Origin of the sequence: Acinetobacter sp. YH12046 (genome assembly GCF_013419905.1) — a bacterium.
GTDB lineage: Bacteria > Pseudomonadota > Gammaproteobacteria > Pseudomonadales > Moraxellaceae > Acinetobacter.
Map to the genome: position 1 here is coordinate 1 of NZ_VOZF01000011.1, position 13917 is coordinate 13917.

Consider the following 13917-nt stretch of genomic DNA (forward strand, 5'->3'; position numbering starts at 1 on the left):
CCATTGTCCAATATTCCCCACTGCTGCCTCCCGTAGGAGTCTGGGCCGTGTCTCAGTCCCAGTGTGGCGGATCATCCTCTCAGACCCGCTACAGATCGTCGCCTTGGTAGGCCTTTACCCCACCAACTAGCTAATCCGACTTAGGCTCATCTATTAGCGCAAGGTCCGAAGATCCCCTGCTTTCTCCCGTAGGACGTATGCGGTATTAGCGTCCCTTTCGGAACGTTGTCCCCCACTAATAGGCAGATTCCTAAGCATTACTCACCCGTCCGCCGCTAGGAATCAGGTGCAAGCACCCTATCCCCGCTCGACTTGCATGTGTTAAGCCTGCCGCCAGCGTTCAATCTGAGCCATGATCAAACTCTTCAGTTAAAATCATTTCGAACTTTATAAGTAAAGTTCTTAAACTTGGCTCATCAATTTTCTGACAAATATTTCTCAAATAAACTTCGAGTAATTTCTACCATTCAATCAATGAAAATAATTTCGATCAATCAACCAGTAAAAATCCACACAAGTTGTTCTTCATAATCTCTTAATGATCTTCTTACTACTTCGTCAGTAGCAAGCTAGGTCGGCTATATTACTCTCTATCTCTAGAAAGTCAACCAGTAATGAAAATTATTTTTAAACTTTCTTTCTAAAACCCAACTCAACCATTTCATGCTAAGTTACTGTTTTATCAGAAGTTTTAATCTTCATCACCGCCGATGGATGTGCATTCTACAGTATTTCAGGGGGCTTGCAACCCCATTTTTTAAACTTTACAAACGCATGTTTATTTTATAATCCATAAAATTCATAAGTTACTGTTTTATTTATAAAAATTATTTTAATAAAAGTTTGAGTTATTATTTAATGCAAAACAAAACAATATTAACTTACTGATAAACATGAATTTAAATTACTACCATAAACAAAAAGCAGGAAAAAACTCCTGCTTTTTGTTTGTTTTCAGTTCAAATTAGAATTTCATACTGATTCTTGCCCAGTAATTCCGTCCGATATTATTAAATTGCTCATTGGCAGCAAATCCAAAACCGGAACTGCCCATCTTGTTCAAATGCTCGGCATAGGTACGGTCCAGTACGTTATCGACACCCACAGAAAGATCCATGTTGTCATTTACATGATATGTACCATTTAAAGAGAGAGTACCAAAACCAGCACTTTGCTTAAGATCATAGCCGACAATATTGCCTTCACGCTCACTAATTCGGTTCTGACCATCGACCAGGCGCCAGTAGGCACCCAAAGTATAGTTATCCTGGATATAACGTAAATTTACCCGAGCTTCCAAAGGTGAAATCTGTGGCAACGGCGTATTGTCACTGGTATTTTTACCCCAAGCATACATCGCACTCAGATCAGCCTGAATCGCATCAGTAAACTGATATCCGATTCCGACTTCTGCACCTGCCACTGTTGCATCTACATTTCGGCTATGTGCTTCTAACATTCCCATATTACCTGTTGGCAAGTAAGTCGTGAGGATGTAATCATTGATCACACCTGCATATGCCGATGCCCATGAACTGAAATTACCATGTTCATGCTGGTAGCCAATATCCAGCTGTAAAGTTTTTTCAGTATCAATGTTCTTAAAGGTATTTGGATGACCATTGCCTGATTTTGGACTGAACAGCTCCCAGTAATCCGGCATACGTTCGACATAGCCAATACCCATATAAGTCTTGCCATCATCATGGTCTGGATGCTGATTCTCAAAACGCAAAAAAGCGCTTGGTAAAGTTTTTTTACGCTCCTGGTTTGACTCCACTGCTTCTACTTTGACCTGATCCAGACGCAGGCCACTCACCAACTTATGATTATCACTGACCTCATAACTGAGCTCACCGAAACCACCGATCGACTGGAACTCCATATCTTTAATACGTGGCTTATTCTGATACGCTGTCATCAGATTTCCGTTACGTTTGCTATGCTGATTATTCTGGCTGTCGATACCTGTAATCAGCTGTAATTTATCCCATTCACTGGTCACGGCCATACGCGCATTCAATGTCTTACGCGCTACATTGGTGGCCATAGGCATACTCATCATACCGCCAGGCTTGAACTCGCGCAGACTATAGTTATCCATGACATGGTCATTAAAATTGTAGTTTACCTGTGCTTCAATTTTCTTGATCACATCGCTGACATTTCTCTTTTCAACACGCAAACCCAGACTTTCACGGGCAAACTTGGAGCCATCCATTGCACGGCCGGCATACACAGCTTCACCATCCGCCTTGCCCCCGGTCAACTCTACCCAGGTATCGCTATCCGGTGTCCAGCCTAATGCAATGTCGGCATTCCAGCGCTCCCAATCGGAAGGAACAGTCGTGCCATTACCATCTTTATAACTGTCTGAAACAGAGCGGCTGGTATTCAGGCGGATATATTTCTTTTCATCACCAGCAGCTGCTTCAATATTCTGGTCCAGACGGCCAAAAGATCCCATTAGTACACTGGCCTGACCGCGATAATGTTGATCTTCCCCAAACTGTTCAGGTGTACGTTCAAAAATGACGGTTGCTGCCGAACCGGTATTGGCATATTGAACCGTTTGCGGGCCTTTAATCACTGAAATACGATCATAACTTTCTGGAGAAATATATGAAGTGGGCGAATCCATCCGGCTTGGGCAGGCACCGAGGTTTTCAGTGCCATCAGTCAGGATTTTAATGCGTGAACCGAACATACCACGAAAGGTCACATCGCCATTGGTACCTGCTCCGCTATTGACCGAACTAAAACCTACAATACTTTGCAGATAATCTGCGCCATCAGTTGCTGGCACTGGCTGAATCGGCTGTTTTGGATCAGCACGAACAATCAGACCATTGGCATCATTACCGGCAGTTGAAGTCACCACAATCGGTGCCATGGTTTGTACTGGCATGGCTTCATTTGCCAACACCATCGAAGAATAACAAGCAACACAAATCGCAGCCGCAAGGGGCTGTAAAGAAAATTTAGGCTGAGCCATTTTCTATCTCACTGAATACATAAATTGAACACGGCCTAAGTCAGTAAAGACCCAGGCAAAACAACGTGGATTTATGCAAACAGTGGCGGTGCCCGTCCCTGCGGGATTAAAAAGAGTCGTTGAAGGATAAACCAGACATGCTTAAAGGCTTGTTCAAAAGCCAATAGTCTGACCTGAATTCGATCCAGGACTTCTTTCACTTCAAGCTCAGGCGGCAAAACCAGGTTGCCATAGACAGTACAGTACTGACACTGATGACTGGCATCGTGTTCATGCGCCATGGAGTCTGAGGAAATAGGATGCTGATCAAGGTGATGATGGGCAGAATGTTCAGAATGAACATGAGAAGAAACTAAAAGGGCGCGCGTGATGGTTTCACAGACCGGAGCAACCTGATATTGCTTCGGCAGCAAAGGCTGTAAGAACACAGCAATCTGTAGAAATACCGCCACAAAGGAAAGTAGCAGACCTCCCCGCAGGACCATAGGCAAACCCTTGAATTTGTCTGGGCTAAGTATAACAAAGCCCAATCGAAATTGGGCTTGTTGAAGCATAAAAATTGCTTGGGAAAAGAGTCCTAGCGTTTAACTGCAACTTTTTCTTTATTGCGCTGGCGAACCAGTTTTTCTACTTTTTCACGGGCACGCTGACGTTTCAATGGCGACAGATAATCCACAAAAAGTTTACCATTTAAGTGATCCATTTCATGTTGGATGCACACAGCGAGAAGTCCATCAGCCTCTTGTTCAAAGGGTTGACCATCCAGACCAATTGCCTCGATTTTTACGCGTGACGGACGCTCAACTTTATCGTATATTTGAGGAACTGATAGACAGCCCTCTTCATAAGGCTGTGTTTCTTCAGTCAATGGTGTGATTTTGGGGTTAATGAACACCATGGGTTGATCTTTGTTTTCAGACAGGTCCATCACAATCAGCTGAATATGACGATCGACTTGGGTCGCGGCGAGTCCGATGCCTGGCGCTTCATACATGGTTTCAAACATATCTGCAGCGAGCTGACGAATTTCATCAGTAACTTCTTCGACTGGTTGTGCAATGGTACGAAGACGGGGATCCGGGAAACTTAAAATAGGTAATAAGGCCATACTGCGTCCTCAATTATGCCATTGATCAAAAAACCAAATGAAGGGAATGCTTCATCAAAAAAATGTGTGTAAGATCGTTATTATAACGCAACTACGCACATAATTTTAGGAATTATGATAATGAAAAAGGTTTTGAAGGGCATGCCATTTTTTAGTGCCTTGGGGTTAAAAAATCAAATGCTCGCACTGGCAGTTTGTGTCGGAGTGAGTATGGGGACAATGTATTCAGCCGAGGCAGCTCCTGCCCGTAACGTCAATCCACCTGCTTTAAAAGCCAGTGCACCCAATGTCTACGTGGTCAAAAAAGGCGATACATTGTGGGATATTTCAAAACGTTTCTTAAAAAATCCGGTGCGTTGGCCAGAAATCTGGGCCAGTAACAAGCACGTGAAAAATCCACATTGGATTTTCCCGGGTGACCGCCTGTTGATGTGTGACTATCAGGGCCGTCCAATTATTGGTAAAGACGAAGGTGATGGCTGTGAAGGTATCATCAGTCGTTATATCGGTAGTACTTCATTACAACCACAGGTTCGCGTTGAATCTTTAAATAATACGATTCCAGTGATTCCACTGGCGCATATCCAGCAATGGCTGGAACGCTATACCATTGTGGCAGCAGATTCAGTTCAGGGTACGCCTTACATTCTCGGCACTGCAGACCAGCGCGTATTGGCAGGTAAAGGCCAGAAGGTCTATGCACGCGGGAATGGTCTGGTGGTTGGCCAGCGTTATGCGGTATATCGTGAAGCAGACCCTTATGTCTTTACCGATGCCAATGGCAAGAAATACACGGCTGCTCTAGAGTTGCAACAGGTTGCTTCCGGAATCGCAGTACGTGGCGAAGGTGATGTCACCACGCTGGAATTGACAGATAGCTATAATGCCGAAGTGCGTCGCGGTGACCGTGTATTGCCTGAATACGATCCGATGTTACCTACCCTGTTCTATCCAGTGAATGCAGAAAATACGGTTGCTGGTGGTCAGATTGTGCGTGTACTGGGTTCAATTGGTACTGCTGCGCGTCATAGTGTCGTAACGATTGACCGTGGTACAGCACATGGGGTTCAGACTGGTCATGTCTTCAGCGTAAACCAGAAAGGTGAAGTGGTGACTGATCCGAAAACCAAAGAGCGCGTACAGCTTCCAGGTGAGCGCATTGGCAATCTGATGGTCTTTAAAACTTTTGACCAACTGAGCTATGCTTATGTGCTGGAAAGTGAGTTACCTATCAAGGTGCGTGCCAATATTCAAGCGCCATTGTTAGATGAATAATAGATTGATCTAACTTTACAACTGAAAGAATAAGAAGACACACATATAGGTCTCGATATGCTGAACTCGTTATCACGCGTGCAACTGGAAACACTGACGTTATGGTATCTGGTTCAGCATTCTCTTTCGAGCTTCTATAAAATCAGTCAGCATTATTCAAGTCTGACCACAGCCCTACAGCCTGATCAGGTGCCCACCTGGCAGGCGCTTGGCATTCATGCCAATCATATCCAACGCTTGAAAGACTTCTCGCTTCCAGAATCACAACAGAAATTTCAGCGCTGTCTGGAAAAAGTTCAACGAGATAGTGATTTCATCCTGCTCTATCATGATCTGCACTATCCGCAGCAACTCAGCCACTATGTAGACAAACCACCAATTATTTTTGGTCAAGGTCAGCCGGATACATTGCTTCAGGCTCAAATTGCGGTTGTAGGAAGTCGCAAGCCGAGTCCTCACGGCCGGCAAGTAGCTTATGATTTTTCCTTTTATTTGAGTGAACAGGGTTTCTATATTAATAGTGGATTAGCACAAGGCATAGATGAAGCAGCACATCGGGCAGGATTAAAATATCAGGGCACCATTGCAGTGATGGGGACTGGACTGGATCAGACCTACCCTTCTCAACATGCACAATTGCGCCAGGAGATTATTGCGCATGGTGGTGCGGTCATTACCGAGTTTCTGCCAGAGACTCCACCCTTGCAGCATCACTTTCCACGGCGTAACCGGATTGTCAGCGGTTTAAGTCTCGGAGTCATTGTGGCTGAAGCGACCTTAAAAAGCGGCTCTCTAATTACGGCCAAACTGGCTGCCGAACAAGGCAAAACCGTATTTGCCATTCCGGGACATATTTATAGCGAATATAATAAGGGTTGCCATCAGCTGATTCGTGAAGGCGCGATTCTAATTGATCACCCGCAACAGGTGATTGAAGAACTGGCTTTGGCGACCCAATGGCAAGCCTTACAAAATGAAGTACAACATGACATGGCGGATGAACTTCCTGCACACATACCGCCTCATCTGCTCAGACTTTATAACCAGTTAGACTGGGTCGGACAGGATCTGGATCATCTCAGTCATCATCTGCAACAGGATGTCTCTTCTCTGACCAGTCAATTGATGGAACTGGAGCTACTTGGCTTTTGCACCCAGCAAGCCGGCATGTATCTACGTTGTCGTCCACATAAATAAGGTTCACAATAGACACTTCTTGTTTTGATAAGGTATACACATGATCACCACCTCTGTTGCCGAAGCAGCTGAATGTCTCAAAGCTGGACAGGTCTTGGCATACCCTACAGAGGCTGTTTGGGGTTTAGGTTGCGACCCCTATAATGAACAGGCATTTCACCAGATTTTAACCTTAAAACAGCGCCCGATTGAAAAAGGCGTGATTTTACTCGCAGCTCATATTTCACAAGTGGAACATTTACTTCAGGATCTAAGTGAAGAAATGCGTGAAAAAGTAATTGAGTCTTGGAGTAATGATCGACCTACAGACCGGGCAACCACCTGGTTACTCCCTGCCAATGACGATATTCCAGGCTGGATTAAAGGCAAACACCCTAAAGTGGCAGTGCGCGTGACCACTCATCCTCTTTGTGTAGCCTTGTGTCAGGCTTTTGGCGGTTTTATTGTTTCAACCAGTGCCAATCCTGCCGGCTTAGAACCTGCACGTTCCCTGCAAGATGCCATGCGTTATTTTGGTCAGGACCTAAATTATCTGAATGGCGATCTGGGACTGAGCCAGAAACCAAGCCGGATTATTGATGCTGTAACAGGTGAAATTATTCGTGACTGAGCCTTTGCTCAGTCATTTTTCTTTTCAAGCCGACTAAAGTTTTAAGACAAAAAAAAAGCTCAACCATATAGGGATGGTTGAGCATAAAAAAGGATGTGTATTATCACATCCAGAGGGTCTGTAAATCTCTGGGAGTTTGATAAATCTAGGTTTTTTCTGATTCATCATTCTCGATGCGGGCATTATGCGAGAAATCCGTCACAACAGCAAATATAATAAAACAATTTATTAATACATTTTTTCTATTAAAAATATTTAAAATTTAATCAAAATTCAAAATATCTTGCTATTTTTGTTTCAGTTTTAAAATGAAGTTAATTTTTAATAATTTATTTTTATATCCATAATCACTAAATTTAAGGAATAATACTGTAAAAATAATGTAATCATTTATTCAAATATTAAACAAATAAAACTTTAACTCTTTATTTGATCGCTTAAACCTTGGGTTTAGCAGGGTATTGCGCCAATAAAATACCTACTAGAATAATGGCACCACCAATGCTATGGTAGATTGTCCAGGCTTCAGATAACCATAAATAAGCGATTAACGCCGTAAAGACCGGCATCAAATTCATAAAAATACTGCTGCGGTTTGGACCAAGTTGTTGTACAGCCATCATCCATAAGAATGGGGCAGCAATAGAAGGAAAAATTCCGGCATAAATAATACTTGCTGCGTTATTACTATTAATAGCATCCAGACCTGAGTACAACACTAAAGGAATGTGATAGAGAACGGCCAAAAAAATCTGCATATACAGACTAACCAATAGCGGAATCTGGATCTGCCATTTTTTGAGCAAAACGCCATAACAGGCATAGAAAAATACCGCAATCAGCATCAGCAGATCACCAATATAATGATCTCCTGCATCCAGTAAATGTGCCCATTGCCCCTGCCCCATCACATACATCAGACCAATAAAAGACAAAATACTACCAATCACCGCCATTAAAGTGGGACGAACATGTAAAACAAAGATTCCGACAATAATAGTAAAAATTGGAATAAAGGCATTGATCAGGCCCATATTGGTGGCACTGGTATAATGTGCTGAGGTATAAGCCAGGCCTTGATACAACACCATGCCCAATGCACTTAAGACAGCCAGATGCCCCAGATGCGGTCGAATTTCCGGCCAGGCTTTGCGAACCTTGGGCCACATTAACGGCGTTAAAATCAGCAGAGCCAGAACCCAGCGATAAAAACTGATACTTAAGGGAGAAATATAATCCGCCACATAACGGGTAACCGTCATATTCAGAGACCAAATCAAAACTGCGGCCAGTGGTAAGGCCATGGCCCACCAGGCTGCTTTTTGTTGTTGTATCATACTGTCGTCCATGAGTCGCTGGTCTTGTATTAAGCTATTCCTATTCGCACCCTAGCATAATAGATTTTTCACATAATATTGCAGCAATTTTACTGCCTTGAGTAAATCAGCTCACCTGTTTGTACTTGTACTAAATCTGAATACCCGTTAAAACAAATACCGATTCAGTCGCAATAAACAGGAAATCTAATGACTCGCTCTGTATATGACATTCCAGTCAAAACCATTGACGGAACAGAAACCACTTTAAACCAGTACCAGGGTAAGGTTTTGCTGGTGGTCAACGTCGCTTCTAAATGTGGCCTGACGCCGCAATATGAAGGCTTACAAAAACTGTATGATGATAAAAAAGCTGAAGGTCTGGAAATTCTGGGCTTTCCTGCCAACAACTTTCTGGAGCAGGAACCAGGCAGTGAAGCCGAGATTCAGGAATTCTGTTCGGTGAATTATAAAGTCGACTTTCCGTTATTCGCAAAAATTTCTGTGGCGGGCGAAGACAAGCATCCTTTATATACCACTCTTACACAGGCTGTACCGGAACGTATTGGCGAAGGTCCTTGGTGGAAAGATCTGGTCGATTATGGCCTGACCCCTAACCAGCCACCGGAAGTGCTCTGGAACTTTGAAAAATTCCTGATCAATAAAAATGGCGAAGTGGTGGCACGTTTTGCACCAGACATTACTGCAGATGATCCACGCATTGTAGATGCGGTGAATGCAGAACTGGCAAAATAACGCTCTGCTCTCCCAATAAGCATTAAGATTAAAATAAGTATCTGTTTTCATAATGGGTACTTATTTCTATTTAAAACTCTTATTTCACTAAGTTGATATTCACCTACATTTGTAAAGACTCAACCAATCCGTGCACAATCAGCAATTGCTTAGGACGCAGGAAAATAATAGTCGAATGAAATTCCACACAATAAAGTCTTCAAGTTAATCGCCGGCCAAACGAGCCGCCCCGCTTAAAATAAAATATTTACTTATTCATTTTTATTAGATTTTTCTCACTTCTGTCTGGCTAATTATTTAAAATCCAGAAGAATTGTTATGAGTTTGCAACAATCTTTTTTATCTCCATAATTTGTCCTTATATTAAATACTATCCAAATTCTATCACCTGTATCGAGACCCTGATTCCATGTCCAAAATTCTTGCCAATGCTGTCCTTCCTTTCGCATTATTTAGCTCGGGAATTTTACTGATGGGCTGCGAACAGGCTGTCGAAACACCCACTGAACAGGCAGATACAACAACGTCAGATCTGGAACCAACCTCTCAGCAACAAGGCTCGGCAACACCAACTGAACTTAAATCTGGCAATATGTTTTATATGGTTCGGGATGTCGCCGACTTGCAGCTCAAGGCCGGCAGTTATGTGGAACAGTTAAAACAGACCCAGACCGAACTGCAAACGGCGGTCGAAGCCAAAGATACCCAGCAGCTGCAATCCACTGCGACCCAGCTTCAACAGCAACTCAGCAGTTTTAATCAGGTGCTGGGTAACCTGAACTTAAAAAGTCAGGAAATTGACCAGATTCGTAATAATATGATGTCTGCAAACCAGCAAGTGCTGGCTTCTCCCCTCTTGAATGGTCAGGTGGATTTTAGCCAAGTGGACTTGAAAAAGATTGAATCGCAGATGGTCAATGTTCAAGCCGAAATGATCAAACTGGCCGGCTTGCTGATCCAGAATCCCGAGCAGAAACAAGGTTAAAACTCATTCAATCCCTTTCATCAAAAAACCAATCCGGCAAGAACCAGATTGGCTTTTATTTTCCCTCAATGAGGAATTAAAGTCGCATATCGATCACGATCCGGCCATCAATTTTCCCTTGTTCCATACGCTGAAAAATATCATTGATATTTTGCAGCGGCTCAACATTAATATGTGCCTTAACCTTACCCCGGGCAGCAATATCCAATGCTTCCTTGAGATCCAGTCGTGTACCCACTATCGAGCCGCGCACCGTAATGCCGTCAAGTACCATATCAAAAATCGACAAGTCAAACTTGCCTGGTGGTAAACCATTTAGCACCATAGTTCCCCCCCGACGCACGATCGAGACTGCCTGTTCAAAAGCTTTGGGAGAGACTGCTGTTACCAATACCCCATGACAACCTTCTCCAGTGGCTTTCATCACTTCTTCTTTTACATCGGATTTCAGTGCATTTATGCCCACATCAGCACCCAGATTTTTGGCCAGTTCCAGTTTTGAGTCATCCACATCTATGGCAATAACATTAAATCCCATGGTTTTGGCATATTGAACAGCAATATGACCCAGACCGCCAATGCCCGAAATTGCCATCCAGTCTCCTGTTTTGGCATCAGCCATTTTCAGACCTTTATAGACAGTGACGCCTGCACAGAGAATAGGTGCAATTTCAAGTAAGTCTACTCCCTCCGGAATTACTCCTACATAATCTCCATCGGCCAGACAATATTCAGCAAAGCTGCCGTTGACCGAATACCCCGAATTTTGCTGTTTTCTACACAGGGTTTCCCAGCCCGCATAACAATGTTCACAATGACCACACGCCGAATACAGCCATGGAATACCGACAATATCTCCTATTTTTAAATGGTCAATGCCTTCACCTATTTCAATCACTTCTCCTACTCCCTCATGCCCGGGAATAAAAGGTAAGCTCGGTTGCACCGGCCAGTCGCCATGCATGGCATGCAGATCGGTATGACAAACACCTGTGGCAATGATCTTGACCAGGACTTTGCCTGGACGAACTTGAGGGATGTTGAGTTCTTGGATTTCTAAGGGTTGGTTAAATGCAGTTACGACCGCTGCTTTCATTGTTGTTGGCATATTAATTCTCTCTTCTATTATTATAATTTCAGATTATTTTTGAATAATCTCCTTAATTATAGACAATAGAAAAACTGCAACAACTATAGAATTGTATTTCTCCGCTATTCTTTAAAAATTCTTAAAATTTTTTTGGCTGTTATTTTTAAATTATGCTCGACTATCTCCAAACAAATATTTTTATTTACACATAAATATAAGAATAATAATGATTTAATTAAATTCACTATCAGCAGATATAATATTTTTATCCAAATAAGATAGCTTCAAATTTTAGACTACATCTTCTTAAGCCCGTATCTTTATAATAAGGTGATAATTAGTCATATTCGAAAGGAATTTAATCAATACTAATTAAAAGAAAGCCACTTCAGCAGTGGCTTTCTAGTTTGGTGTTGGGCTTATTTTTTGGGCTTTTTACGACAACCAGACGTTTCTGCACAAATTCTTTGAAACCATCAATTGAAAGTTCATGACCATAACCTGAATTTTTGATCCCGCCAAATGGCAGCTCTGGCGCAGTATCGGTATACCAGTTGATCCAGATCATGCCAGTTTCTACACGTGAAGCCAGCTTTTTCGCCCGCTCAATATTTTGTGAATGAATCACGCCTCCGAGACCATAATTAGAATCATTGGCAATCGATACAATTTCATCTTCATCTTTTGCGACATAGATCTGTGCCACAGGACCAAAGAATTCTTCATACCAGGCCGGATTATCACGGCTGATATTTTCCAGAATAGTTGGCTGATAGAAATTACCTTCATGCTCATAAGGCTTACCACCAGTCACGACTTTCGCGCCATTCTCTACTGCCTTATCAACCTGCTTGGTCAGTTTTTCCAACGCATCTGCCGAAGACAGTGGGCCAAGTGTAGTTTCAGAATCCAACGGATCACCAATTTTTAAGCCTTCAAAGACCTTGATCATGCCCGATTTAAATTGTTCCGCAATTTTCTCATGCAGGATAAAACGTTTAGCTGCTGTACAAACCTGCCCCGTGTTATTAACGCGTGCCTGACAGCCGATTTTGATCGCTTTTTCCAGATCAGCATCATCCAGCATAATGAATACATCATTACCGCCCAATTCTAGTGTCGATTTGGTGACATGTTTACCGGCCTGCCCCGCTACTGCACGCCCTGCGCCTTCTGATCCCGTGAGAGCAACGCCTTGTACACGCGGATCTGCGATAATATCTGCGACCTGATCGCTACTGATAAACAAGTTAGTCCACACACCTTTCGGTGCGCCTGCATCCAGAATCAATTGTTCAAAGGCTTCAGCACATTGCGGAACGATGCTGGCATGCTTGGCTACCACAGGGTTGCCAATCGCGCAGTTTGGGGCAAAGACACGCATCAACTGATAAAAAGGAAAGTTCCAGGGTTCTACTGCCATGATGATGCCTAAGGGATGATGCTCTACCCATGCTTCTCCTAGTTCCGTTTCATAAGAAACTGGCGCTAAAAACTCTTTGGCATGATCTGCATAATACTCAGCAATTTTGGCACAGCTTTCGATCTCACCTTCACTCTGCTTGATCAGCTTACCCATATCCAGTGTCATGATTTTAGCCAGTTCTGACTTGCGTTCCCGCATATTGTTTGCCAGTTTGCTAAGTACCTCAATCCGGGTATCTACTTGTTGAGTCCAATCCGACTTCAGGATTTTTTCTGCGGTATCCAAGGCATTTTGGATATCTTGATCAGTGTGTGACGGATAATCTTTTAATTTCTGGTTGTTAAAGGGGTTAATGGATTGATAACTCATAATTAGATCCCTGCTTGGCCAATTCAATTTTTATAAATGGATAACAACGTGATTTGCGTCGTGACAGAGGTAGTAGAACCGTGAAACTTTTTATTGAATAAATCTGAAAAACTTAAAGACGCCATATCAACTTAGCATTGTTTTTTTCTGACTATGACTTTGCTTACAGATTGGTTCAAAAGATTACGCAGCGCAGGTAAAAGTTATATCGAGTGGTACAAATTAGAGCTATATAGTTTTCTTAAAATAATTATTCATAAGGCTAAAATCTGGTAACTTTTTTCAAAATAGTTTTTATATAAAAAAACCACCCTTTCGGGTGGTTTTTTCAATCTTAAACCAGCAATTACATTGCACGGTTTTTGATTTTGCGGATCGTTTCCAGCTGAGCAGCAGTTTCTGCAAGAGCAGCCAAAGCAGCAGCAGAGTCCAAATCGCTCTTTTGATTTGCTAGCAATTGTTCAGCGTGTTTACGCGCTTCAATAATTGCAGCTTCATCCAAGTTTTCTGCACGGACTGCTGTATCAGCAAGAACCGTAACAACATGCGGTTGAACTTCTAGAACACCACCAGATACATAGATTAATTCTTCTGTACCGTTTTCCAAAATAACGCGGATCGCGCCAGGTTGGAGCAAAGTTACCAGCGGAGCGTGACCAGGCATAATACCTAACTCACCGCCAGCACCTTTAGCAATTAGCATAGTTACAGTGCCTGAGTACAAAGACTCTTGAACACTTACAACGTCACATTGCATAGTCGCCATGAGAATCTCCTAAATTAGGGAACT

General features: G+C 42.9%; 12 protein-coding genes and 1 rRNA gene. 5 read left to right on the forward strand and 8 right to left on the reverse strand.

The features are described from left to right. The 4 genes from FTU03_RS08190 to def all read right to left on the reverse strand — a co-directional run. Positions 1-372, reverse strand: a 16S ribosomal RNA gene (locus FTU03_RS08190); the annotation flags it as partial. A gap of 592 nt (positions 373-964) precedes the next feature. Further along, the gene (locus FTU03_RS08195) at positions 965-2995 is read right to left on the reverse strand and encodes a TonB-dependent copper receptor (RefSeq protein WP_179992705.1); all 2031 of its coding nucleotides are present in this window, start codon (positions 2993-2995) and stop codon (positions 965-967) included. Positions 2996-3066: 71 nt separating this feature from the next. After that, positions 3067-3480 carry a DUF2946 family protein gene (locus FTU03_RS08200; protein WP_179992706.1) on the reverse strand — a complete coding sequence of 138 codons (414 nt, stop codon included), beginning with the start codon at positions 3478-3480 and terminating at the stop codon, positions 3067-3069. Positions 3481-3572: 92 nt separating this feature from the next. After that, positions 3573-4103: a peptide deformylase gene (gene def / locus FTU03_RS08205; RefSeq protein WP_004780730.1), complete on the reverse strand. Its 531-nt coding sequence runs from the start codon at positions 4101-4103 to the stop codon at positions 3573-3575. 120 nt (positions 4104-4223) lie between these two features. Between def and FTU03_RS08210 the strand changes: the two genes are divergently transcribed. Genes FTU03_RS08210 through FTU03_RS08220 form a run of 3 tightly spaced genes read left to right on the forward strand, consistent with a single transcriptional unit; the run spans position 4224 to position 7185 of the window. Next, complete coding sequence (locus FTU03_RS08210; RefSeq protein WP_179992707.1) at positions 4224-5378, forward strand: LysM peptidoglycan-binding domain-containing protein; 1155 nt, start codon at positions 4224-4226, stop codon at positions 5376-5378. A gap of 57 nt (positions 5379-5435) precedes the next feature. Further along, positions 5436-6575, forward strand: a complete 1140-nt coding sequence (gene dprA / locus FTU03_RS08215) for a DNA-processing protein DprA (RefSeq protein WP_179992708.1) — start codon at positions 5436-5438, stop codon at positions 6573-6575. A 40-nt stretch (positions 6576-6615) separates the two neighbouring features. Further along, the gene (locus tag FTU03_RS08220) at positions 6616-7185 is read left to right on the forward strand and encodes an L-threonylcarbamoyladenylate synthase (RefSeq protein ID WP_034171542.1); all 570 of its coding nucleotides are present in this window, start codon (positions 6616-6618) and stop codon (positions 7183-7185) included. A 437-nt stretch (positions 7186-7622) separates the two neighbouring features. Here FTU03_RS08220 and FTU03_RS08225 read toward each other — a convergent pair whose 3' ends face one another. Then, positions 7623-8522, reverse strand: a complete 900-nt coding sequence (locus FTU03_RS08225) for a DMT family transporter (RefSeq protein ID WP_179992709.1) — start codon at positions 8520-8522, stop codon at positions 7623-7625. 189 nt (positions 8523-8711) lie between these two features. On the opposite strand from FTU03_RS08225, the gene FTU03_RS08230 reads away from it, so the two are divergent. Beyond that, positions 8712-9257 (forward strand): glutathione peroxidase, encoded by a 546-nt coding sequence (locus FTU03_RS08230; RefSeq protein WP_064096960.1) that lies wholly within the window; start codon positions 8712-8714, stop codon positions 9255-9257. Between the two features lie 409 nt (positions 9258-9666). Further along, a complete protein-coding gene (locus FTU03_RS08235) occupies positions 9667-10242 on the forward strand; it encodes a hypothetical protein (protein WP_179992710.1) in 576 nt (191 codons plus the stop codon). Positions 10243-10318: 76 nt separating this feature from the next. Here the strand turns inward: FTU03_RS08235 and adhP are convergent, their stop codons facing one another. The 3 genes from adhP to FTU03_RS08250 all read right to left on the reverse strand — a co-directional run bounded on the left by adhP (position 10319) and on the right by FTU03_RS08250 (position 13893). Then, entirely contained in the window at positions 10319-11350 is a 1032-nt protein-coding gene (adhP, locus tag FTU03_RS08240; protein ID WP_179992711.1) for an alcohol dehydrogenase AdhP, read from the reverse strand. A gap of 370 nt (positions 11351-11720) precedes the next feature. Next, positions 11721-13127, reverse strand: coding sequence for an NAD-dependent succinate-semialdehyde dehydrogenase (locus FTU03_RS08245; RefSeq protein ID WP_179992712.1), 1407 nt, complete (start codon positions 13125-13127; stop codon positions 11721-11723). 346 nt (positions 13128-13473) lie between these two features. Then, on the reverse strand, positions 13474-13893 hold the full coding sequence (locus FTU03_RS08250; RefSeq protein ID WP_004780711.1) for a F0F1 ATP synthase subunit epsilon: 420 nt from the start codon (positions 13891-13893) through the stop codon (positions 13474-13476). Between the last annotated feature and the right edge of the window lie 24 nt (positions 13894-13917).

Excerpts from the sequence above, each read along its gene's own strand:
- FTU03_RS08210 (WP_179992707.1), top strand. The coding sequence starts at position 4,224 with ATGAAAAAGGTTTTGAAGGGCATGCCATTTTTTAGTGCCTTGGGGTTA.
- dprA (WP_179992708.1), top strand. The coding sequence starts at position 5,436 with ATGCTGAACTCGTTATCACGCGTGCAACTGGAAACACTGACGTTATGG.
- FTU03_RS08225 (WP_179992709.1), bottom strand. The coding sequence starts at position 8,522 with ATGATACAACAACAAAAAGCAGCCTGGTGGGCCATGGCCTTACCACTG.
- FTU03_RS08195 (WP_179992705.1), bottom strand. The coding sequence starts at position 2,995 with ATGGCTCAGCCTAAATTTTCTTTACAGCCCCTTGCGGCTGCGATTTGT.
- FTU03_RS08235 (WP_179992710.1), top strand. The coding sequence starts at position 9,667 with ATGTCCAAAATTCTTGCCAATGCTGTCCTTCCTTTCGCATTATTTAGC.
- FTU03_RS08245 (WP_179992712.1), bottom strand. The coding sequence starts at position 13,127 with ATGAGTTATCAATCCATTAACCCCTTTAACAACCAGAAATTAAAAGAT.
- FTU03_RS08250 (WP_004780711.1), bottom strand. The coding sequence starts at position 13,893 with ATGGCGACTATGCAATGTGACGTTGTAAGTGTTCAAGAGTCTTTGTAC.
- FTU03_RS08200 (WP_179992706.1), bottom strand. The coding sequence starts at position 3,480 with ATGGTCCTGCGGGGAGGTCTGCTACTTTCCTTTGTGGCGGTATTTCTA.
- adhP (WP_179992711.1), bottom strand. The coding sequence starts at position 11,350 with ATGCCAACAACAATGAAAGCAGCGGTCGTAACTGCATTTAACCAACCC.
- def (WP_004780730.1), bottom strand. The coding sequence starts at position 4,103 with ATGGCCTTATTACCTATTTTAAGTTTCCCGGATCCCCGTCTTCGTACC.
- FTU03_RS08230 (WP_064096960.1), top strand. The coding sequence starts at position 8,712 with ATGACTCGCTCTGTATATGACATTCCAGTCAAAACCATTGACGGAACA.
- FTU03_RS08220 (WP_034171542.1), top strand. The coding sequence starts at position 6,616 with ATGATCACCACCTCTGTTGCCGAAGCAGCTGAATGTCTCAAAGCTGGA.